The organism is Chryseobacterium balustinum (assembly GCF_900168205.1).
In the GTDB taxonomy this organism is placed as follows: domain Bacteria; phylum Bacteroidota; class Bacteroidia; order Flavobacteriales; family Weeksellaceae; genus Chryseobacterium; species Chryseobacterium balustinum.
This window is the reverse complement of record NZ_FUZE01000001.1, coordinates 533037-554693: the sequence shown is the minus strand read 5'-3', so window position 1 is coordinate 554693 and position 21657 is coordinate 533037. Positions and strand designations below refer to the sequence as shown.

At 33.1% G+C, this 21657-nt stretch carries 20 protein-coding genes and 3 tRNA genes; 16 read left to right on the top strand and 7 right to left on the bottom strand.

Annotated features, from left to right (window positions below):
- Positions 1 to 17 precede the first annotated feature (17 nt).
- The 3 genes from B5X64_RS02660 to B5X64_RS02650 all read left to right on the top strand — a co-directional run bounded on the left by B5X64_RS02660 (position 18) and on the right by B5X64_RS02650 (position 3397).
- Positions 18 to 773 (top strand): DUF5995 family protein, encoded by a 756-nt coding sequence (locus B5X64_RS02660; RefSeq protein WP_079463770.1) that lies wholly within the window; start codon positions 18 to 20, stop codon positions 771 to 773.
- Between the two features lie 306 nt (positions 774 to 1079).
- Positions 1080 to 2573: a DNA recombination protein RmuC gene (locus B5X64_RS02655; protein ID WP_079463769.1), complete on the top strand. Its 1494-nt coding sequence runs from the start codon at positions 1080 to 1082 to the stop codon at positions 2571 to 2573.
- A gap of 56 nt (positions 2574 to 2629) precedes the next feature.
- Positions 2630 to 3397: an RNA methyltransferase gene (locus B5X64_RS02650; protein ID WP_079463768.1), complete on the top strand. Its 768-nt coding sequence runs from the start codon at positions 2630 to 2632 to the stop codon at positions 3395 to 3397.
- A gap of 77 nt (positions 3398 to 3474) precedes the next feature.
- Here the strand turns inward: B5X64_RS02650 and B5X64_RS02645 are convergent, their stop codons facing one another.
- Positions 3475 to 3702 (bottom strand): hypothetical protein, encoded by a 228-nt coding sequence (locus tag B5X64_RS02645; protein WP_079463767.1) that lies wholly within the window; start codon positions 3700 to 3702, stop codon positions 3475 to 3477.
- 184 nt (positions 3703 to 3886) lie between these two features.
- Here B5X64_RS02645 and B5X64_RS02640 point away from each other — a divergent pair, with 184 nt between their 5' ends.
- Entirely contained in the window at positions 3887 to 5053 is a 1167-nt protein-coding gene (locus B5X64_RS02640) for a hypothetical protein (RefSeq protein WP_079463766.1), read from the top strand.
- Positions 5037 to 5618: a hypothetical protein gene (locus B5X64_RS02635; RefSeq protein WP_079463765.1), complete on the top strand. Its 582-nt coding sequence runs from the start codon at positions 5037 to 5039 to the stop codon at positions 5616 to 5618. Before B5X64_RS02640 ends, B5X64_RS02635 begins: the two co-directional genes overlap by 17 nt.
- Here the strand turns inward: B5X64_RS02635 and B5X64_RS02630 are convergent.
- Together B5X64_RS02630 and trhO are read right to left on the bottom strand one after the other, a co-directional pair.
- Positions 5567 to 6142: a 5-formyltetrahydrofolate cyclo-ligase gene (locus B5X64_RS02630; RefSeq protein WP_079463764.1), complete on the bottom strand. Its 576-nt coding sequence runs from the start codon at positions 6140 to 6142 to the stop codon at positions 5567 to 5569. The genes B5X64_RS02635 and B5X64_RS02630 overlap by 52 nt on opposite strands.
- Before the next feature lie 209 nt (positions 6143 to 6351).
- Positions 6352 to 7707: an oxygen-dependent tRNA uridine(34) hydroxylase TrhO gene (gene trhO / locus B5X64_RS02625; protein ID WP_079463763.1), complete on the bottom strand. Its 1356-nt coding sequence runs from the start codon at positions 7705 to 7707 to the stop codon at positions 6352 to 6354.
- A gap of 287 nt (positions 7708 to 7994) precedes the next feature.
- On the opposite strand from trhO, the gene B5X64_RS02620 reads away from it, so the two are divergent.
- Positions 7995 to 9527 (top strand): trypsin-like peptidase domain-containing protein, encoded by a 1533-nt coding sequence (locus B5X64_RS02620; RefSeq protein ID WP_079463762.1) that lies wholly within the window; start codon positions 7995 to 7997, stop codon positions 9525 to 9527.
- A gap of 73 nt (positions 9528 to 9600) precedes the next feature.
- Here B5X64_RS02620 and B5X64_RS02615 read toward each other — a convergent pair whose 3' ends face one another.
- The 3 genes from B5X64_RS02615 to B5X64_RS02605 form a co-directional block, all read right to left on the bottom strand.
- A complete protein-coding gene (locus tag B5X64_RS02615) occupies positions 9601 to 10053 on the bottom strand; it encodes a hypothetical protein (protein WP_079463761.1) in 453 nt (150 codons plus the stop codon).
- Positions 10053 to 10433 carry a RidA family protein gene (locus B5X64_RS02610; protein ID WP_066679870.1) on the bottom strand — a complete coding sequence of 127 codons (381 nt, stop codon included), beginning with the start codon at positions 10431 to 10433 and terminating at the stop codon, positions 10053 to 10055. The genes B5X64_RS02615 and B5X64_RS02610 overlap by 1 nt, the downstream gene beginning before the upstream one ends.
- 105 nt (positions 10434 to 10538) lie before the next feature.
- Positions 10539 to 13127, bottom strand: coding sequence for a putative LPS assembly protein LptD (locus tag B5X64_RS02605; RefSeq protein ID WP_079463760.1), 2589 nt, complete (start codon positions 13125 to 13127; stop codon positions 10539 to 10541).
- Positions 13128 to 13179: 52 nt separating this feature from the next.
- On the opposite strand from B5X64_RS02605, the gene B5X64_RS02600 reads away from it, so the two are divergent.
- From B5X64_RS02600 to B5X64_RS02555, 10 genes are all read left to right on the top strand, one after another.
- Entirely contained in the window at positions 13180 to 14472 is a 1293-nt protein-coding gene (locus B5X64_RS02600) for an N-acetylmuramoyl-L-alanine amidase family protein (RefSeq protein ID WP_111944980.1), read from the top strand.
- Between the two features lie 55 nt (positions 14473 to 14527).
- Positions 14528 to 14602, top strand: a tRNA-Glu gene (locus B5X64_RS02595).
- A gap of 177 nt (positions 14603 to 14779) precedes the next feature.
- The gene (locus B5X64_RS02590) at positions 14780 to 15343 is read left to right on the top strand and encodes a hypothetical protein (protein ID WP_079463759.1); all 564 of its coding nucleotides are present in this window, start codon (positions 14780 to 14782) and stop codon (positions 15341 to 15343) included.
- Positions 15344 to 15349: 6 nt separating this feature from the next.
- Positions 15350 to 17473, top strand: a complete 2124-nt coding sequence (locus B5X64_RS02585) for a cation:proton antiporter (RefSeq protein WP_079463758.1) — start codon at positions 15350 to 15352, stop codon at positions 17471 to 17473.
- A gap of 204 nt (positions 17474 to 17677) precedes the next feature.
- Complete coding sequence (locus B5X64_RS02580) at positions 17678 to 17998, top strand: hypothetical protein (RefSeq protein ID WP_066679875.1); 321 nt, start codon at positions 17678 to 17680, stop codon at positions 17996 to 17998.
- 77 nt (positions 17999 to 18075) lie between these two features.
- Complete coding sequence (gene rpsT / locus B5X64_RS02575) at positions 18076 to 18330, top strand: 30S ribosomal protein S20 (RefSeq protein WP_048501176.1); 255 nt, start codon at positions 18076 to 18078, stop codon at positions 18328 to 18330.
- A gap of 10 nt (positions 18331 to 18340) precedes the next feature.
- A tRNA-Glu gene (locus B5X64_RS02570) sits at positions 18341 to 18412 on the top strand.
- Between the two features lie 97 nt (positions 18413 to 18509).
- A tRNA-Glu gene (locus tag B5X64_RS02565) sits at positions 18510 to 18581 on the top strand.
- Between the two features lie 132 nt (positions 18582 to 18713).
- Positions 18714 to 19370 carry a FadR/GntR family transcriptional regulator gene (locus B5X64_RS02560; RefSeq protein ID WP_079463757.1) on the top strand — a complete coding sequence of 219 codons (657 nt, stop codon included), beginning with the start codon at positions 18714 to 18716 and terminating at the stop codon, positions 19368 to 19370.
- 49 nt (positions 19371 to 19419) lie between these two features.
- Positions 19420 to 20625, top strand: a complete 1206-nt coding sequence (locus tag B5X64_RS02555; RefSeq protein ID WP_164463456.1) for an MFS transporter — start codon at positions 19420 to 19422, stop codon at positions 20623 to 20625.
- 90 nt (positions 20626 to 20715) lie between these two features.
- Here the strand turns inward: B5X64_RS02555 and B5X64_RS02550 are convergent, their stop codons facing one another.
- Positions 20716 to 21657, bottom strand: a complete 942-nt coding sequence (locus tag B5X64_RS02550) for a transporter (RefSeq protein WP_079463755.1) — start codon at positions 21655 to 21657, stop codon at positions 20716 to 20718.

The following is a 21657-nucleotide window of genomic DNA, read 5'->3' as shown; positions in this document are numbered from 1 at the left end:
ATTAAAACTAATCCAATATGAAAACCATCGAAGAAGTCTTAAAAAAATTAGACGAAATTATTCTCTGGAGCAAAGCAGACCAAAGTCCGATAGGATATTTTGCTTGTACTTACAGAATGATGACTGCTCAGGTTTTAAAAGGAATTCAGCAGAAAAAATTTGAAGACAATTCGAGAATGACTCTGCTCGACATCGATTTTGCGACAAGATATTTAGATGCATGGGAAAACTATAGCAAAGGAAAGAAATGTACAAATTCTTGGTATTTAGCTTTTGAAGCCGCGAAAAATAAAGACCTTCTGATCCTTCAGCATATATTTCTCGGTATGAATGCGCACATCAATTTAGATCTGGGAATTTCCGCAGCATCAATTATGCCGTACCGAAAAATTAATCCATTGAAAAAAGATTTTGAAAACATCAATTCGGTTATTGCATCGATTAATCAGAATGTTCAGGATTCTTTAAATAAAATCTGTTATCCAATTAATCTCATCGACAAACTTTCTAATGGAAAAGACAATGCAGTTTTAGATTTTGCAATTTCAAAAGCGAGAGACACTTCTTGGGCAACGGCGGTAATTTCATCAAATACTCCGAATTTTTTAAAAGAATCGGTTATTAATATTGTAGACTATGCTGCTGCCAAAGTTGCTTCACAGATTTTAAACCCCAAATTACTCTCTTCAACACTCGCTAAAGAATTGAAAAAATGTGAAAGTAGTGATGTCGTGAAAAATATTGAAATTTTAGAAAAAACAAAAATAAACTAACGCTTTCTCTATATTTTTTGATCTGTCATAGACTTCTCATTCAATGAGTAAAAAATAATTCCTAAAGAACCAATTAAAGGAAAGAACAAAATTGTAAGAAAACCTAGAATTCCTAATTTATTTTTAAAGGCAAAATAAAATCCTGCCATATAAATAATTAAACTTGCGATTGCAAAAAAACAAAAGACTAAAAGGATCAATTAACATTATCATCACAGTAATTATTGAGTATTTGAAAGTAAAATCAAATATAATTTAAATAACGTCCCGATTGGGAAAATTTACAAAAAATTGTAATTTTGAACTATGGAAATCACTTATCTAATCATTGGATGTTTTGCAGGAGGAATTATCGGTGCTGTCATTATTTATTTTATTTTGAAATCTACAATGGTTTCGAGAAATTCTTATGATGAAATGAATCACTTATACATCAAAGGGAAAGCTGATTTAGAAAATTCTAGCGCTAAAATTGAGGATTTAAATCAACAGATTAAAATCCAGAAAGAAATAAATCTTGAACAATCTGATTTATCGAACGACCTTAAAAACGAATTCTCAAAAATCTCAGCAGAAAACACTTTTCTTCAAACACAATTTGACGACCAAAAGCTTTTAAATCAAAAGCAAAACACTCAAATTGAATTGATTTTAAACGAAAAACAGCACTTATATGCTAAAAACTCAGAATTAACGGCTCAAAATAAAGGTTTGTATGAATCTTTAGAAACTCAAAAAGATGAAGTTAAAAAAATTCAGGAAGAAGGGAAACTGCAGTTTGAAAATTTGGCCAACAAAATTTTAGAAGAAAAAACAGAAAAATTCACAACCCTTAATCAAAATAATCTTAAAAATATTCTTGAACCTTTTCAGGAGAAAATCAATGATCTAAAAAACAAAGTCAACGAAGCTTATGAAAAGGAAAATAAAGAACGTTTTTCTCTCGCTGAAAAAGTGAAAGAATTGGCTTTGCTCAACCAACAAATTTCGGAAGATGCTAAAAAACTAACCAAAGCCCTGAAAGGCGAAAGCAAAACTCAGGGAAATTGGGGCGAAATGATTCTGGAAAGTATTTTAGAGAAATCAGGATTGGTAAAAGGTAGAGAATATTTTCTGGAGCATGAACTTCGTGACGAAGACAACAAAGCCTTATTTTCAGAATTTTCAGGTAAAAAAATGCGTCCTGATGCAGTTGTAAAATATCCCGATGAAAGAAATGTGATTATCGATTCTAAAGTTTCTTTGACCGCTTTTACAGAATTGGTTGATGAAACAGATTCAGACATCTATCAAATTAAAGTCAACCAACATTTATCTTCCATCAAAACTCACATCAGTCAATTGAGTCAAAAAGCGTATGACGATTACGGAAAATCATTAGACTTTGTCATGATGTTTATTCCGAGCGAACCCGCTTATATCGCTGCAATGCAAGCTGACCAAAACCTTTGGAATTTTGCGTATGAAAAACGAATTTTACTTTTAAATCCTAGCAATCTGATTACATCCTTAAAGCTGATTGCGGATCTTTGGAAAAGAGAATATCAAAACAGAAATTCTATGGAAATTGCCGATCGTGGAGCTAAACTATATGATAAGTTCGCAGGTTTTGTAGAAAATCTTGAAAAGGTGGGGAAAAATTTAGACCTCGCAAAAAATGTTTACAATGATGCTTTCAAACAATTATCCACAGGAAACGACAACCTGATTATCCAGACGCAAAAATTGAAATCTTTAGGAATTAAAAATAAAAAAGAGCTTCCCCAAAGTCTGATAAGCAGTATAAATGATGATTTATAATTAATAAATGGTTTTTTAAAATTATTTTTGCAATAATTATCAATCATTTATCAACTATGATCATCGAAAGTTTTCAGAACGAAAAGATAAAACACATCACAAAACTTCTTACAGACAACCGTTTTCGTAAAAAATCGGAGGTATTTGTCGTTGAAGGGCAACAGGAAAATGAAAGAGCTCAGAAGTATGATTTTGAAGCTGTAGAATTTTATATTTGTGAAAACATTTTCAAAGGAAATATTCCTAAAGAAAAAACTCATTTGGTAAGTGATAAAGTTTACGAAAAAATTGCTTATCGCGGAAGTTCAGAAGGGATTATTGGAATTTATAAAACGAAAGAGTCTGATCTGAATGACTTTAAATTAAAAGTAAATTCAACCGTAATTATTGTTGAAGGTGTTGAAAAACCAGGAAACCTAGGTGCAATTTTAAGAAGTTGCGAAGCTTTCGGAATTGACGCTTTGATTGTTGCTGACGGAAAAACAGATTTTTATAATCCCAATGTAATCCGATCAAGTGTAGGATGTCTTTTTGGAATGGAAGTTTTTCAGGCTGACAATAACGAAGTCTATGAATTTTTACAGACAAACAACTTCAGTATCTACACAACCATTATGGATGAAACTTCCAAAGACATGTTTGAAAGAGATTTCACAAAACGTTCTGCGGTTTTATTTGGTACAGAGCATTCAGGATTGAGTGATTTCTGGTATGGTAAAGGTCAGAATACATTAATACCGATGACCGGAAGTATTGACTCATTAAATTTGAGTAATGCTGTAGCCATTACATGTTATGAAGCTTTAAGACAGAAAAAGTCTTAATTGTTTTTTTAATAATAAGACATAAAAAAAACCGTTTCACTAAGCGAAACGGTTCTTTATTCTTCAATCGTAACTGATTAGTGAGCAGCTGGAGCAGCAACTTTAGCAGTAGAATCGATAGCTTTAGTAGCAGAATCAGCAACTTTAGTAATTGAATCTTTAGCAGCACCTGCAGTAGAATCGATTTGCTCAGTAGCTGAATCAGCTTTAGCGTTTAAAGAATCAGCTCCAGTTGTAGGTTCTCCTTTTTTACATGCAACTAAAGAGATAACAGCGATAGCAGCTACGAATAATGACTTTTTCATAATAAATTAAATTTAATTTTGTTAATATTGTTTTTTAAATCTTTTCCTCTGTTCGGTTATTTGAACAAGACAAAGGTATAGCAGATATAAAATTTGTTTATGAAAAATAATTGTAATAACTTTGTAAAACAGTTTTACAAATAACAAATACTGATAATCAACAATTTAACTACTTTTTTATAAAGTGACAGATTTAGACCTCTTACATTTTGAGCAGCTCAAAAAGGACGTTCAAGCTCAATATTTGAAAGAATATACCCCTTCTTATGATGAAATATCTAAGTGGAAGGGTATTGATATTATATATTTTCAGGAAGACCTTAGGAAAAAGGCTAAAGGTAACATCAGTGAAAAATCTTTTTACACTTATTTTAAATCTTCTCCGGTTTCAAAATTACCTCGTATTGATATGCTTAATTTATTGAGTATTTATGCGGGTTACGACTCTTGGTATGATTTTAAAAAAAACCATCTTTTCGCAGGAGAGTTATTAAGTGATGAGAAAGATTTGAGCGACGATGAACTGAAAGAATTAGAAAAAACTATTTCAAGTGCATTAAACTTACCTAAAACTGAAGCAGAACCTAAAAAACCAGTATCTAACAACGAAGAAAACATAGTTTTACAAAAAAACAACACTGAAAATCAAACGATTGAAAAAAAACAACCTATTTTAGAATCTTCGCAAATACCAGAAGCAAAGCCATTAAAAAAGAACTATCAAAGAGCAGCTTGGATTGGTGCAGCATCAGTTTTTGTTATTTTATTGGGACTTTTAGGTTTTAAGGATGAAATTTTTCAAAAAACTTATGTGTATTGTTTTACGGATGCCGATAGAAATCTAAATGTTCAGCGTGATATTGAAATTAAAGTCATTAAAGAAAATGAATCTCCAATTTTATATAGAATTAAACCTGGAGAATGTTTTAGATATCCAACAAAGGATAAAACCCTGAAAATGCAGATTAGCTCTACAGTTTATGAAGATCTTGAAGTCAATAGAAATCTTGAAAATGCTCCAGAAGAAGAAACAATAGAGTTGAAACCGGATGACTATAAAATGGCCCTCTATTATTTTTCTATAAAAGATATTAACGGAGACAACTCTGAACAACTCATCAAACAGAAAAGAAAACAGCTGGAAAACCTCATCAGCAACACAGCTACGATAACACAGGTTTACGACAGTGATATTTACGGTCTTGAAACGTTAGACAAGCAGGATTATATTACTTTAGTAACGACACCCACGACTTCTCTAAAAAACCTGAACGTTATTGAAATGAAAAAAGATAAAGGAAAAATAGTATCTATCAAATTTAAAATCTCAAACCATGAAAACAATAAATAACTTTTTGTTTTTAACGATACTTCTTGGTGTCATCATGATTGCCTGCACAAAAAAAGAAGAGAACAACAACGTAAGCGATCTTGAAAAACTAAGAAACACAAACAATATCAATGTTTTAATGGACAGTACACAGGCAATTAATTCTATTACGTTGCAAAAAGTACAGGATGTACTTGATTTATCAACTCTTTATCTTTCCGGAAATAAAAAGACAGAAATAGATACTGCTATTTACTCGAAAATTGAGAAGTATTTTCAAAAATCTGATTCTACAACCTTTCAGGGATTGTTTAAAGAACTTGAAAGCTTAAAAGTAAAGAAGGTGAAAGTAAGCAACATTAATGTTTTTAAGAAAATTACTGATAAAGACACTTTAGATTTTGCAAAATTTAATGTAGAATATATTGGCGATAAAAATAAATCGATTGGAAATTTTGAGAGAAGCGCACAATATACATTGGTCTCTAAAGCGACAGAAAAAAATAAAGAATTTAAATTTTATTTTATTAAATTCTATTCAGACTTGCTGGAAAAAGACAGCACTTCTGTAGGCGTAACCAGATAATCTAAGGGAATATCATTTTCCCAGACATCATCAATCATATCATCGGGGTTAAAATAATTAACTCCGATTTTTTTTGTGCTTTTTGAAATATTTTCAAAGAATTGATCATAAAAACCCTTTCCATAGCCTACTCTATTTCCTTTAAAATCACAATAAAGTAAAGGTGTAATCACAAAATCGAAATCTAGAACTCCAGAATCTTCATTTGAAAGAGGCTCAGAAATTCCCCAATTATTAATTGTAAATGGGGTATCAGAGGAAATTTTCACAGAAATAAGTTTTGTATCTACAATTTTGGGAACATAAACTTTGATATTTCTGTTTAAGAAGTAATCAATAAAAATCTGAGTATTCATTTCTTTAAACTTCTCAATCGGAATAAAAATATGAACCTTTTGTTCTGAAATTGGTTTAAAATAATTTATAAAATTGGCAAAAATCTTTTCAGACAAAAAGGAAATCTCATCTTGCGACAAACTTTTTCTTTTTTCAAAATATATTTTTCTGATTTCTGATTTTTTCATATTCAAATTTATAAAAAATAGCGTTATACCAATAAAACAGTTAGAAGATAGCGCTCCTACAGAGCGCAAAATTTCGTTATAACACTTTATAACATCTTTCTACACAGATAAAACTCTTACAGAGTTTTTCAATAACATTTAATTCAATAAAAAAAAGGTTGCGCTCCATAGGAACGCAACCTTTATATCATAATAAATCTGAAGATTAATTATCCTAAAATTTTATATATTTTATCTGATAAACGAACTCTGAACGGGAGTTCAAAAGTTATCTGATCGCCGATTTTTCCTGTTTTACAAGAGCTTCCATCAACAAATATTTCAGTAATGGTAATTTCTTGTTCTCCTGTCGTCGGACCAGAAACCAAAACCCTATCTCCTACAGCAACCTCACCATTTTCAAGTAAAAACTGTGCAATTTTTGACTTTGTATAGTAATGCTCTGCTTTCCCAAGCAATGATTTTTTAACGGCAATTTTCTGACGAATATTTTTAGAATCAACTTTTGCTAAAGGTTTATTAGGTAGATCTCCTGAATTTTTAAAGGTCAGAGCATCAGATTTTCCTTTTCTAAACACTTTATTTCCAACCTGTAATCCTTTTCTTAAAGCGACTTGCTCTTCAGCAGGCAAATGTGTTATTTCTAAACATTCTGTAGAACAACAGTTTTCCATCGCCGTTTTACAATCATCACACTGTATAAATAATAAATGACAAGCATCATTAGCACAGTTAGTATGATTATCACAAGGTTTTCCACATTGGTGGCATTGAGAAATAATATCGTCGGTAATTCTTTCGCCTAATCGGTGGTCAAACACAAAGTTTTTACCTATAAACTTGCTTTCAATATTTTCTTCTTTGATTTGACGAGTATATTCAATAATTCCGCCTTCTAACTGATAAACATTTTTAAAACCTTGATGTTTAAAATATGCACTCGCTTTTTCACAACGAATCCCACCGGTACAGTACATCAAAAGATTTTTATCTTCTTTAAAATCTTGTAGTTGATTGTTGATAATCGGCAAACTTTCTCTGAAGTTTTCCACATCCGGAGTAATAGCGCCTTCAAAATGGCCAACCTCACTTTCGTAATGATTTCTAAAATCTACCACGATAGTATTTGGGTCTCCAAGTAAATCATTAAACTCCTGCGCTTTTAAGTGAATTCCTTTATTGGTAACATCAAAAGTAGCATCATTCAAGCCATCGGCAACAATTTTATGTCTTACCTTAATCGTTAATTTCAAGAAAGAATGATTATCCTGCTCAACTGCGACGTTTAAACGAATACCTTTCATAAAATCGTACACTTCCAATGTATCACGGAAAGCTTCAAAATTTTCAGCAGGAATACTCATTTGGGCATTAATACCTTCGTGGGCAACATAAATCCGCCCCAATGCATCGAGTGCGTTCCAAGCTATAAATAAATCGTTGCGAAATTTTTGGGGATCTGAAAGATTAGTGTACGCATAGAAAGACAATGTAAGACGTTCCTTACCAGCTTCATCAATAAGTTGAGCTCTTTCTTCTGCGCTTAAGGTGTTATACAGTTGCATGCTATAAACAGTTTAAGTGAGAAAATTATTTTTGCAAAGATAAGAATTTTTAGATGAGTTAATCAAAGTGATAATTATCACACGTTGGGTAGTATGGTAAAATTGTCAGTCATTTTTTTAATTAATTCTTAAGCTTTGTTAATAATATCAGACGAATTATGACTTAAGGCATAAAATGATACAACACTCGTTAAATTTTAGTTAAAACAATAACACAGCATAGTAATTGCATACTTATTTAACATTAAATTTGTGTTCAATATTACTATAAATAAAAAAGACAGACAATGAAAAGTACTTTTAAAAAATTTTTACCCTTTGCCGTTGTAGGCGTTCTTTCCGGAGCTACTACTGTTGGCGTACAACAATATTTAAGTCACGATTCTAATAACAGTGATCAATCTTATTTTACAAAATCTACTAACGCCTCATTTGTTGGAATGAATACCGCTACCGTTGGTGACGATTTTGTAAAAGCATCAAAAATGACAGTTCCTGCTGTAGTAACCATAAAAAATTATCAGAACAGGGCATCAAGCAGGGCATCAGATCAGGATTTGTTTGATTTCTTTTTTGGTGATCCGTTTGGAGGAAAAGGTCAGCAAAGACAGAAACAGCAACAGCAGCAAACACCAGAGAATATACCTTCTGGTTTAGGTTCAGGGGTAATTATTTCTCCTGATGGATATATTATTTCAAACAACCACGTTGTAGCGGGAGCAAATAAGCTTGAAGTTGTTTTAAGCAACAAAAAATCTTATATCGCAACTTTAGTGGGTACTGATCCCAATACTGATATTTCTTTATTAAAAATCGAAGAAAAAGGACTTCCTTTTTTAAATTTTGCTAATTCTGACAATGTTGAAGTTGGGCAATGGGTCTTAGCAGTAGGTAACCCTCTTGGGTTGAACTCTACCGTTACCGCAGGAATTATTTCTGCAAAAGGAAGAGGAATAGGAATTTTGAGTGGGCAAGGTAAAGCAACAAACCCTATTGAAAGCTTCATTCAAACCGATGCCGCTATTAACCCTGGAAACTCAGGAGGAGCATTGGTAAATGTAAATGGAGATTTGATTGGAATTAACTCCGCTATTTCGTCTACCAACGGGTATTATCAAGGATACGGATTTGCGGTTCCAGCGAATTTAGCAAGAAAGATTATTGAGGATATTAAGAAATTCGGTATTGTACAAAGAGGTTTCTTAGGTGTAAATTCTTTAGATTTGTCTAACGACCAACAGGTTGCATTTTACAACAGAGAGAAGAAAACCAATATTAAAACAGGTTCTGGAGTTTATATTACAGGTCTTCCTGACAATAGCGGTGCACAAGATGCCGGAATGAAAGTGGGAGACATTATTACTAAAATTGACGGAGCCAACATTACGGATTTTGCAGATTTATCTATCGCAATCGGAAGTAAAAGACCAGGTGATAAAGTACAGGTTACTTACTCAAGAAACGGAAAAGAAACAACATCAACTGTTACACTAAAAGATCAAAAGGGTGGAACTTCTACAAGAACGAAAGCCGACCTTACCGTAACTGAAAAAATAGGTGCAGAGTTCCAAAGTTTAGATGAAAGAACAAAATCCTATTATGGACTTACCAGCGGAGTTGTTGCAAAAAATGTAATTGAAGGCAGCGAAATGGCTAAAGCAGGAATTGTTGACAACTATATCATTACAGACATTAATGGAAAACCTGTCAACTCTCAAAAAGATGTTGAAAGTATATTGAATAAATTCTCAGGAACAGTTCAGATAAAATATATGGACGACTATGGTAGAAATTATACCAGAGGATTCAAAATGCCTTAATATAAGCAAACAACTGATAAATAAAAACGCTGCAGACTTTAAAATCTGCAGCGTTTTTTTATGTTTTAAAAGATCACTTTTTATTTATTCTTTCAGCAATTCTTTTCTTTTTATTTCTTTCATAAATAACTTCTACAATCTTACCGCCCATCCAAGCAAATGGAAAAAAGACCAGGAAGATAGAAATTTTATAAAATGTAGGATGATAAGGAAGAATAATGACATCAAGCATTGCAATGAATAGCATGATGAAACCAATAAGAATTGCATAAGCTACTTTTGCATATTTTACAATCATAGCAGTAACGACCCCACCTACCGTAGTTCCTAACCCTGAAATAAAAAGCAAAAAGCCAAAGAAAGCATCATTATTTTTCATGCTTTCTAAAAATCTCTGCCAATGCTCAAACGGAGCAAACGCATCAAAGGTAACCCACTTTGGAAAAGCCCTTATACCAAGAGTGATAATAAGCCCTGCAATAGCAAGACCTACCAAAACTGCAAATGTATTTCTTATAAAATTCATTAATCCTGATGTGCAATCATAGAAATTTCGATATCCACATTTTTTGGCAAACAAGAAACCTGTACTGTTTCACGTGCCGGGAAGCTTTCAGCATCAAGATAAGATGCATAAATATCATTCATTACCGCAAAATCATCCATGCTCTTAAGGAAAATGCTTGCCTTAACAACATTTTTAAACGTCATACCTGCTTCTGTAAGGATTGCCTCAAGGTTTTTCATTACCTGATGTGTTTCCTTTTCTATTCCTTCTACCAGCTTACCTGTTGCAGGATCTACCGGAATCTGACCTGAAATATACAAAACTCCGTTGGCAAGATTTGCTTGAGAATAAGGACCAATCGCTGCAGGAGCGTTTACTGTGTTGATGATTGTTTTCATATTTAGATTTATTTACTTTAAAAAATCATACCAAACCCTTTATGATTTGAATATAGTTTATTTTGGGTGCAAAGATAAAATTTATATTGTAAAATCAATATGACTTTAGAAAGGTGCATTAGGCTGAGTAAAACTTCTGTCTTTATACTTCAATGCATCGCTTAATATATTTGCTTTAATACCGATAAAGAAATCATACACTTTATATTGACCAAAAGGCACCCAGTTAAAATTAATCGTAAAACTACGCTGATCTCTTGAGAAACCTATTCTTGTATACGCCAATTCTTTTGAGACCATATCATAATGCGTACTACCATTGATATTCCAGTAAGGAGTAAGCTTTAAACTTCCATCCAAACCTATGGAAGCCATTTTAGTTGCTGTTCTTGTTAAATTTCTTGAGTATTGATAGTTGGCATTCACATTTAACGTCCAAGCCTGATCAAAATGGGCATAGTTATCATCGTCAAAGAAATATTTCTCGTTTCTGATTTCTCCTTTTTGAGAATATGTTTTGGTATAATCTTTTTTCTCGCCAAACAATTCGCTGCTTAATGGGTAAGAAAGCTGCACGTTGAAACCTTGTACACTAAATGAGCCAAAATCTTCCGTTCTGATCCCGCTATCTGATCCCGGAGCAAATAAAATCTTATATGGCTCAATCGCTAAGCTCGTATTTACACTTAATTTATTATCAAAGAAAGAAGACTGCCCACTTACAGAGATAATTGAGAAAGGATGGCTTTTTGCCGCAAAATTGTAGTTTCCGCTTACATTTAAAGATTCAAAAATCTTCATTTTTTTCACACCGGTAGAGTCACTTTTAGACTTTAACTTCATTTCGATGTTATTACCTATGTTGTAGTTTAAAGCTCCGACCACGCCTGTAGTGGGTGATCCTACAATCCCTTTATCAAAGATAGAATAGGGTGTTAACGCTCCGTTGGCGTTATAGAAATTTTTAAAATATCCAAATTGCTCGCCCCCAAAATCTGGAGAGTAAGAAAAACCGATACTCGGTGTCATCATATGTCGTATCGCCTGTATTGTAGATCCTTTCTTAAAATTTGCCTGCCCGTACAATTGAGTTTGCACACTTACTGTTGTAGAAAAAACACTATACCCTGCAATCTGCTTATTAATTTGATCAACCTCTATATTCTGAATAGGATCATAAAACCTAGTAAGCGTTTTTGTTGTTAAAGCATTATCAATTGTAGCTCCCAAACTGAAAGTGAAATACTTCGCAAAAGTAGTGTTAGTTCCTAGTGCAATATTATTTTTTAATCCGGTTTGCAGTTTATCCCACATTGCATTGGTAAACAGCTCTCCTTCTCCTGTACTTACAAAGTTTGATAAATTCAAACCTGTATTTACTGTAATATTTTCTAACAACCCAGATCTTACTCCGGTTTTAGATTTAAATAAATAAAATTGATTAATCGCAACATTCATCTGTGGCAAACGTAAATCTGCCAATTTTGTAGCAAAATTTTGAGAATAAGAAGCGGTACCCGTAATAGTTGCCGGAAGTTTCAGAAATCTTTTGGTAAGGGTAACTGTAGAGTTTTGCTGAGTTCTCAATACACTTTGATCCAAAATAAAGGCATTGTTTACAGTATTATTATAGAAAGCAGTACTCGTTATATCCACAGACGCTGAAAATGTAAGAAAAGGATTTGCTTTTGTATCTTGAGTATGCCTCCACGCTATTCTGTACGTTCCTGATTTGCTGTAATTATCAAGACCTTTAATTCCGCGAACTGTATTTCCGATATCTGCGGAGAAGTTACCTGAATATCTGTATTTTTTCAGATAATTCACTTCCGGTCTTACCGTCCAACTTCCTTTTGTATAAATATCAGCCAAAACTTTTAGGTCAAAATGATCCCCAATCGGTTGATAATACCCTATTCCATTCAGGAAAAAGCCTACATCTTCTCTTTCTCCAAAACTTGGAATCAAAATTCCCGCAGATCTTTTGCTGGAAAAAGGTAAAATAGCAAACGGTAAAATCAAAGGCGTCGGAACATCTTCAATATACATTTGTGCCGGACCGACAATTAAAGATGAACTGTTTTTCCCTTTCTGCATTTTGATGTAAGATGCCAAAAGGTGATAATCGGGTCTTGTATCTTTTTTATCTATATAGTAAGAATCGGTAGTAAATTCTGCATGTCGCATGACGAAAACTGAATCATTATACTTTTTCGTTTTATCCGCAACAATCAAACCTTCACTTTCCTCAGTTCTTGCATTGTAAGCAATGGCTTCTCTTGTTTTTGTATTATAATTAAAGCTTTCAACTTCGTATTTCTTCCCTCCCTGATTAACTTGAGCAAGCTCAAATACTTTCCCTAAAGAATCTAATTTTCCACGGGCAAAAATTAAGCTTCGCTCTTCATCAATAGAAATATAATCTGCATCAATCTGCATATCCTGATATTTTACCTGAGCGTTTTTATTCAGATAAATCATTCTTTTAGGTACATCTCTACGGATATCATCAGCCTTGTAATCTACTACAGCTTGTAAAGATTCTTTCGGCGCAACAATGGTATCCTTTTTGGAAATAGTATCATTAATTACCGTAGCTTTAATTACTTTTTTAGGACTGTTCTGTGCTAAAAAACTGTTAAAAATTAGGATAATTAAAAATTGTAATATATTTTTGAAGACGGTTTTGTCCAATTTTGTTTTATATAATTTGGCTCAAAATTAATATAATTTTTACAACTGTATGATGTACCAACTAAATTTTAAAACAATTTTAGCATTTCTACTGATATTCTTCACCTCTTTTGCTTTTGCTCAAAAAAAGTTCACTGTAGTTTTAGACGCAGGACATGGAGGAAGCGATACCGGAGCCAACAGAAATTATTCCGACATAGGCCTTGTTCAGGAGAAAAATGTTACATTGGGAATTGTTCTTAAATTAGGAGCAATGCTTGAAAAGAATAAAGAGTTTAAGGTTATTTACACCCGGAAGATAGATGAGTATCCTTCTTTGACAGATAGAACCAATACTGCTAACCGAAGCAAAGCAGATCTATTTATTTCTGTGCATGTCAATTCTTCGCCAAGCCGCTCTGCAACAGCTAGAGGAACCGAAACCTTTGTACAAGGTCCTGCCCAAAACAGAGAAAATCTAGAAGTAGCAAAACAGGAAAACAGTGTAATCTATCTCGATGAAAAAGATAAAGAGACATTTGCATCTTATGACGCATCTTCACCAGAATCTTTAATCGCTTTAAAATTACAGCAAAGTAAGTATCTTGAAAACAGCCTAATTGTAGGAAGCTTCGTAGAAGGAAACTTTGAAAAAAGCGGTCGTTTTTCTCGTGGTGTAAAACAGGAAAACTTACACATTCTGAGAAGAAGCGCCATGCCTTCGATTCTTATTGAAACAGGGTTCGTAAATAATTATGAAGATGCTGCATTTTTAAATTCAGAAAAAGGACAAGAGGAAACTGCAGAAAATATTTATAAAGCCATTATTGATTACAAAAAAGCAGTAGACAGAAAAGGAGGGGTACAAATTGTCACCAAAAAGCCTGAGCCTGAAAAACCTGCAGAAGTAGCTTTAAAAAACGACTTCAGAATTTTACTAATGACTATGCCTGTAAAGTACAACGATGGAGATCCGGAATTAAAAGGATTGAATTATATTCTTCCTATCAAAGAAAACGGATTGTATAAATACTATTATGGCGTAACAAATATGGCATCTGTAAAAGACATTAATCTTAAAACAGCTAAAGATGCAGGTTTCAGAAATTCTTATGCTGTAGGATTTATGCCAAATCAAAAACTAAGCATCGGTTATTACAACATCGAGGTGTATGTAGGAAAAGACAAACTGAGTGCAAATTCTTATATTCTTCAAACCTTAAAAGATGTAGACAGAAACAAATCTAACGGAATGTTCTACTATACTTATGGAAAAGTTTATACTTTGGAAGATGCTGTAAAACTTCAAAGAGAACTGGAAGACAAGGGAATAAAAAATACCGTAATTCAGAAGAATTTTAAATAAACTCTATAATTTTGAAGTTTAAAAGTTTATTTATACTTTTGCAAACTCAAAATTTGGTCTATTCGTCTAGTGGTCAGGACTCAAGGTTTTCATCCTTGCAACAGGAGTTCGATTCTCCTATAGACTACCAAAAAGCTCTCTGATATAGAGAGCTTTTTTTATACATTTTTTTCATTTTCTCAAAGGAAAAAATCCAAGAAAACAGAGGCTAAAATTTTAATTTTCATGTTTTAGACAATATATCCCGGAGGCAAAACGCAACCCTATCTATAATTTTTTTTGTACATTTAAGCTACAACTTATTTTTATGAAAAATTCAATACTCCTAATTTTCCTCTTATTATTATTTGTTAGCTGCAATTACAAAGACAAAGAAAACGCTCTTAATTTGAGAGAAAAACAGTTATTGGATAAAGAAAAATCATTCGCCCAAAAAGAAGCCGACTATCAATCTTTATTAAAAATGAGAGACAGTATTTTCAGTAAAAAAGATGCAGACTCCATAAAAATTGTACAGTGGCCTCAAGAAATTTCAGGCTCGTGGATAGGAAAAGTAATTTGTACAGAATCTAACTGTAGTGATTATGTAGTTGGAGACCAAAGAACTGACACTTGGGAATTTGCCAGCGACTCTTTACAGCTTTTTTCAAAAATTATCAACAACAATAACCTTGTAAGACTTTACTCAGGAAGGTTTGAAAACAATGAAATCAAATTGAATTTCAAAACAGATTCTACGGCTAAAAAGAAAGTAGACATGAATGTTTTACTTAATGATATTTCAGACACAAAAATCAAAGGAATAAGAACCATCGCTGTTGACAATTGTATGGCAAAATTCTCGGTTGAATTAGTACGTTCCACAAAATAAATACAGATGACTCTATTAAGTATACACAACCTCAGTTTCCCCATTGAAGACCCGGTCTTGAAGTTTCTTTTGGTGCTCATCATTATTCTTGCGGCACCCCTTTTACTCAATAAAATTAAAGTCCCTCATTTATTAGGATTAATTATCGCAGGTGCAGTAATTGGACCGAACGGATTTAATGTTTTAGCGAGAGACAGCAGCATTGTAGTAACCGGAACAACAGGACTGCTTTACATCATGTTTCTTGCAGGTCTTGAAATCGATATGGGGGATTTTAAGAAAAACAAATGGAAAAGTTTAGGTTACGGAGGTTACGCATTTATTTTTCCTTTTATTTTAGGATATTTCGGAGCGTTTTACATTCTCGGTTTTTCTATGCTCACTTCTGTGCTTTTTGCAAGTCTATTTTCTTCACAAACTTTAATTACATACCCATTAATCAGTAAGCTTGGAATAGCAAAAAATCAAGCCGTAAATATTACTGTAGGAGGAACTATGATTACCGATGTTGCCACATTATTGGTTTTAGCTATAGTTGTAGGTTTGGTACAAGGCGATATGGGTATTTCTTTTTGGGTAAAACTATCCATCTCTTTTCTGGTTTTCAGTTTGGTTGTTCTTATGCTTTTTCCTTTGATAGGACGTTGGTTTTTTAAAAAAATTAATGATAAAATCTCTCAATATATTTTTGTATTGGTAATGATATATTTTGCTGCAGTTTTGGCAGAATTAGCAGGAGTTGAAGCAATAATAGGAGCATTTTTTGCAGGTCTGGCTTTAAACAGGCTCATTCCGCACACCTCTTCTTTAATGAACAGGGTAGAATTTGTAGGAAATGCGATATTTATTCCTTTCTTTCTGATAAGTGTGGGAATGTTGATTGACTTTAAAGTATTTTTCAACAGTTTTGAAACAATAAAAGTTGCTTCAATTATGCTTGTAGCATCTATCGGCGGAAAATATATTTCTGCTGTTATTGCACAAAAAACATTTAGGTTTACCAAAGAAGAAGGCAGGCTCGTATTTGGTCTTAGCTCGGCCTCTGCAGCAGCAACTTTAGCTACTGTAATGGTTGGTTACAATATTATAATTTCGGAAACAGAAACCGGAGAACCGATTAGATTATTAAATGAGCACGTTCTTAACGGAAGTATCTTACTGATTCTTATTTCATGCACAATTTCATCATTCATCTCTATGTCGAGTGCCCAGAAGATTGCAGAACAAGACAATGAAGAAACCGTTTCCGGAAACAGCCACGAACAGGAAAACATTCTTTTAGCTATAAACCACGAATCTACTGTGGAACGAATGGTAAATCTTGGAATCTTAATTAAAGCTCATTCAAATACAGAAAACTTATTTGCTTTAAATATTATCAATGAAGATAAAAATGAGTCTTCTGTAAAAAATGCAGAGAAACTTTTACATCAGGCAACCGATATGGCGGCAGCGGCAGATGTGAAAATACAGCCTTTAAAAAGATATGATAATGATGTTATCAATGGCGTAAACAATGTAATTAAAGAGCAAAACATCACCGATCTTATTATCGGATTAGAAGACACCAAAGGTTTTTCGCCTTCCTTCACCGATAATCTTTACAATGGATATTTACAGCGTGATGATGTAAATGTTCTGGTGTATCACGCAATTCAGCCTTTGGCTACCATAACAAACCATTCGGTGATGATCCCTGATAATGCGCATAAAGAAGCCGGATTTTTTCATGCCTTGTTGAGGGTTTGGAATGTTGCAAGAAATTCTGGAGCTACGATTACTTTTTATGCTTCAGAAGAGATTCTTAATATTTTACAGAAAATCGTTAAGAAAGCCAATATTGAAGCTGAATTTATTATTATGAACACATGGAAAGACGGCGAGCAAACAGCGACCCAACTTAAAGACAATGAAGCCCTTATTATCTTAATGGCAAAAAGAGGAATGAAATCTTATATTCCGCAAATGCGATTTATTCCTGAGCTTCTTAATAAACATTTGAGTAATAAAAATTACTTATTAATCTTCCCTTTTTCGGAATTCGAGAATATAAATTCTGAGAAGCGATCTGTAGGAAATCATAATGATTTTATGGAAATCGGAAATATTGTAAATAATGTTTTCAGATAAAAAGACTGTAAAACAAGCAGGTAGCGGTAAATATTAATAAATTTTTAAACAAGATTAAATTTGATTTTGTTTGAAATACTAAAAAACATTACTTTTGCAAAAGTTTAATGATTGAGAAATCAGTCTACAGGATAAAAACTGGTAAACTTTACTCTCTCGAGAGTAAATAAACACAGGCCTCACAAGACGACCAAATTTTACATCATGCCGAATTTAAAAATTCAAGAAGCACAGCTTCTTTTTAATAAGATTCGCTCTAACCCGAAAGGGTATGATTTAAAAACTAGTACGGAAGGGATTACAGGCAAGGATGATAAAATTAGTTTCAAACTCTACAGGAGCGGAGAAAAAAGTATTTTTGAAGTAACCATCGACGGACTTACTTTTTCCAACTCTACCGGAGAATGGAATAATGCAATGATTATGTTGGAAAACATCATCAACAAATTAGGAAAAGAAACTGAAAATATTAAAGTACAACAAGCCTTAGACAAGCTTAAAAAGTACCTTTCAGAAGAAAACTAAAAATATTTTAAAATAATTAAAAATAAATTTGGTGGGTAACAAAAAAGTCTATAAATTTGCACTCACATTTAAACGATATGGCTAATCATAAATCAGCACTTAAGAGAATAAGACAAAACGAAGTTAGAAAAGTTCGTAACAGATACTACCACAAGACTGCTAGAACAGCTCTAAAAGTTTTAAGAAACGAAGAAAACAAAGCAGCAGCTACTGAGCAATTGCCAAAAGTTATCGCTTTGTTAGACAAATTAGCTAAGAAAAACATTATTCACAAGAATAAGGCAGCTAACTTGAAAAGTAAATTGACTAAGCACGTTAATAAATTAGCGTAACTATATAGTAGGCCCGTTCGTCTATCGGTTAGGACCTCAGGTTTTCATCCTGGTAAGAGGGGTTCGACTCCCCTACGGGCTACTAATTTTAATTGCTACTAACCGAGTAATTAAGTAAGAGTTGAAACTTATAAAAACAAAAAAGCTAACCCTGTAAATTTATTTGCAGATTGGTAGATGGCCCGTTCGTCTATCGGTTAGGACCTCAGGTTTTCATCCTGGTAAGAGGGGTTCGACTCCCCTACGGGCTACAAAAAGAGATTTCATATTTTGAAATCTCTTTTTTCGTTTATAAATACTGTACAAAATCATTAATAAAGTTTGCTTATTTATTTTTTTAAATTATATCTTTGCAATTCATCAGATGATATGATGTTTTTATAATGCAGATTCAAAGAAAGACTTTAGCGCAGGAAGTTGCGGAAAGATTAATCGAAGGGATATCCAACGATGAATATGCTATTGGCGAAAAACTGCCGATTGAATCTGAACTGATGAAAATCTATGGCGTAGGCAGATCCAGTATTCGTGAGGCGATAAAGATTTTATCCATTCAGGGAATTCTTAATGTACAGCAAGGCGTAGGAACTTTTGTCGTTTCTAAAAATGCCTACGAATCATTAGATTCTCAAATGAATAAAGCACAGATTGAAGAAGTGCAAGAAGTACGATCATTGCTCGATTCAAAAATTGCAGCAAAAGCAGCCATCAATCGAACTGAGGAAGATTTAGAAACAATTAAAAAATATCTGAATCTAAGAACTCAATTTGCAGAAGAAAATCTGGCAACAGAATGTTATCAGGCGGATATCAATTTCCATTTAGCTATAGCAGAGTCTTGCGGAAACAATCTTTTAAAAGAAATTTATAAAATAGCAACCAAGCATATTATGAGTTCTTTCGAAACAAGACATCATAATAATACAGAATCATTTAAAATTTCTCAAAAAATACATACCGACCTTTATCTGTCTATTGAAAATGGAGATGCAGAGAAAGCTTCTGTCATTGCACAGAAAATTGTTGATCAGATTTATTAAAAAAATTTAATAAAATTCATCAGATGATATGATGAATAAAAATAATACTATGGAAAATATAACGACGAAAACAATTGATACTACAAAAATTGTTTATCCTATCCTCTTCATGATCAGTTTTTCTCATTTTTTGAATGATCTGATTCAATCTACCATTCCTTCTTTGTATCCGATTCTGAAAGGAGAATTCAGTTTATCATTTGCTCAAATCGGAATTATCACATTGGTATTTCAACTTACTGCTTCAATTTTACAACCTTTTGTTGGAATTTATACCGATAAAAAACCAAATCCAAGGTCTTTGGCGATTGGGATGGGATTATCAATGGCAGGATTACTTTTGTTAGCAGCTGCTCATCAATATTATGTTATTCTAATTTCTGTTGCATTAATCGGAATGGGATCTTCTATTTTTCATCCTGAAGCTTCAAGGGTTGCACAATTAGCATCGGGCGGACAAAAAGGATTGGCACAATCGATATTTCAAGTAGGTGGAAATTCAGGAAGTGCAATCGGACCTTTATTAGTTGCTTTAATTATTATTCCTTTAGGACAGGGATATGTAGGACTGTTTGCTATTGCAGCTTTCATCGGAATTATTGTATTATGGAGAATAGGAAACTGGTATGCAGAAAGATTATCCCTGAAAAAATCAAAAAAACATCCAAGTGATATCATTGAAATACAATTATCGCGTAAAAAAGTTTTATTTTCTATTAGTATTTTATTGGCTTTGGTGTTTTCAAAATACATTTATCTGGCTTCAATGACCAACTATTTCACCTTCTTTTTGATTGATAAATTCCATGTTTCGGTACAAGATTCTCAACTTTATTTGTTCATATTTTTAGCCGCAGTTGCCGTAGGTACGATTTTAGGGGGAAGATTGGGAGATAAATATGGCAGAAAAAAGATTATCTGGATTTCTATTTTGGGAGCTGCACCATTTACACTTTGTCTTCCTTACCTTTCACTATTCTGGACGATCATCTTTGCGGTTTTTATAGGATTGATCATTGCTTCAGCATTTTCTGCAATATTAGTTTACGCCACAGATCTTATGCCTAATAAAATCGGATTGGTTGCCGGTTTGTTTTTCGGATTTATGTTTGGAATGGGCGGAATAGGTTCTGCGATATTAGGAGCTGTTGCTGACGACACCAGTATAGAATATGTCTTCAAGATCTGTGCATTCTTGCCGTTAATGGGAATTATCACCGCTTTTTTACCCAATATAAAAGGACATAAAAAATAGTCCTCACCAAAACTGATGAGGACTTAATAGAATTTTAGGCTTAAAAACTTACTTTAAAAAGTAGCTTTCTGCCTAAAATTCTATTTTTAATTAAATTCCAAAATTGATAAAAACACTGAATCTGGATTTTGCTTCAATATCTCCTCCTGCCAAATTGGTATACGTTGGAAGCATTAATTCTGTTCCCAAACTCACCTTTTTGTAAGAAGCTTCAAAACCTAATTTTCCATACAAAGCACTTCCTGCGGTTTTCGGAAGATCTTCTTTATACTGACGGTTTCGGTCATAAACCTCTCCTTGTAAACCAGCTTTTGCAGACAAAATCATTTTCTCAGTTCCTACAATTTGGTAAAATCCGGTAGCCGAATAATTCCATTGGTTCCCAAACTGATAGTGTTTTTTATTTTCAGTTTTGATGGTATAATCGGTATTGAGAAGCACAGCCACTTTATTTTTCTGAAATCTGTAATTCAAAACAGCCTGATAATCCCAACTTCCTGTTCCCAACTGAAAACTTGGATTCACTCCTGAAATACCTTTTTCATCAAATTTTCCTAACGGAACCTTCACACCTACTCCACCATTCAATTCATGCTTATTATCTTTTGAATTGATCAGTTTATAAATTCCCATCAGATTAAAATCTCCGATTCCGTTGATATTAATATCGCCCTGCAAAGTTTTCTTTTCATGAAAATGAAACGGCAGACTTGCATAAACACTTAACCTTTGACTTAAAGGTATTTTCGCCCAAAGCTGAATTGTATTGAAATACTGATCCTGTGTCAAGTCATTGACAAATAAATTTTCTTTCGCTTTATAATGCTGAGCAAAATATTTAACACCGATAAACTGTGGATTCAATAAAGATTCAAAACCTGAAGATCCATTTCCCGCAGCACATCCGCAAGCATCACATTCATTGAATAAAATTTCACTCAGATCGTCTGGAATAGATAAACTGTCACTGATCGTTTTAGCCTGATTTAAATTAAATAGAACCAGACTTAAGATTAAAAATATCTTCTTCAT

Excerpts from the sequence above, each read along its gene's own strand:
- B5X64_RS02630 (WP_079463764.1), bottom strand. The coding sequence starts at position 6,142 with ATGAAAAAATCAGAAATCAGAAAAATATATTTTGAAAAAAGAAAAAGT.
- B5X64_RS02600 (WP_111944980.1), top strand. The coding sequence starts at position 13,180 with ATGTACCAACTAAATTTTAAAACAATTTTAGCATTTCTACTGATATTC.
- B5X64_RS02560 (WP_079463757.1), top strand. The coding sequence starts at position 18,714 with ATGCAGATTCAAAGAAAGACTTTAGCGCAGGAAGTTGCGGAAAGATTA.
- B5X64_RS02620 (WP_079463762.1), top strand. The coding sequence starts at position 7,995 with ATGAAAAGTACTTTTAAAAAATTTTTACCCTTTGCCGTTGTAGGCGTT.
- B5X64_RS02655 (WP_079463769.1), top strand. The coding sequence starts at position 1,080 with ATGGAAATCACTTATCTAATCATTGGATGTTTTGCAGGAGGAATTATC.
- B5X64_RS02645 (WP_079463767.1), bottom strand. The coding sequence starts at position 3,702 with ATGAAAAAGTCATTATTCGTAGCTGCTATCGCTGTTATCTCTTTAGTT.
- B5X64_RS02635 (WP_079463765.1), top strand. The coding sequence starts at position 5,037 with ATGAAAACAATAAATAACTTTTTGTTTTTAACGATACTTCTTGGTGTC.
- B5X64_RS02610 (WP_066679870.1), bottom strand. The coding sequence starts at position 10,433 with ATGAAAACAATCATCAACACAGTAAACGCTCCTGCAGCGATTGGTCCT.
- B5X64_RS02660 (WP_079463770.1), top strand. The coding sequence starts at position 18 with ATGAAAACCATCGAAGAAGTCTTAAAAAAATTAGACGAAATTATTCTC.
- B5X64_RS02615 (WP_079463761.1), bottom strand. The coding sequence starts at position 10,053 with ATGAATTTTATAAGAAATACATTTGCAGTTTTGGTAGGTCTTGCTATT.
- B5X64_RS02580 (WP_066679875.1), top strand. The coding sequence starts at position 17,678 with ATGCCGAATTTAAAAATTCAAGAAGCACAGCTTCTTTTTAATAAGATT.
- B5X64_RS02550 (WP_079463755.1), bottom strand. The coding sequence starts at position 21,657 with ATGAAGAAGATATTTTTAATCTTAAGTCTGGTTCTATTTAATTTAAAT.
- B5X64_RS02585 (WP_079463758.1), top strand. The coding sequence starts at position 15,350 with ATGACTCTATTAAGTATACACAACCTCAGTTTCCCCATTGAAGACCCG.
- trhO (WP_079463763.1), bottom strand. The coding sequence starts at position 7,707 with ATGCAACTGTATAACACCTTAAGCGCAGAAGAAAGAGCTCAACTTATT.
- B5X64_RS02555 (WP_164463456.1), top strand. The coding sequence starts at position 19,420 with ATGGAAAATATAACGACGAAAACAATTGATACTACAAAAATTGTTTAT.
- B5X64_RS02590 (WP_079463759.1), top strand. The coding sequence starts at position 14,780 with ATGAAAAATTCAATACTCCTAATTTTCCTCTTATTATTATTTGTTAGC.
- rpsT (WP_048501176.1), top strand. The coding sequence starts at position 18,076 with ATGGCTAATCATAAATCAGCACTTAAGAGAATAAGACAAAACGAAGTT.
- B5X64_RS02650 (WP_079463768.1), top strand. The coding sequence starts at position 2,630 with ATGATCATCGAAAGTTTTCAGAACGAAAAGATAAAACACATCACAAAA.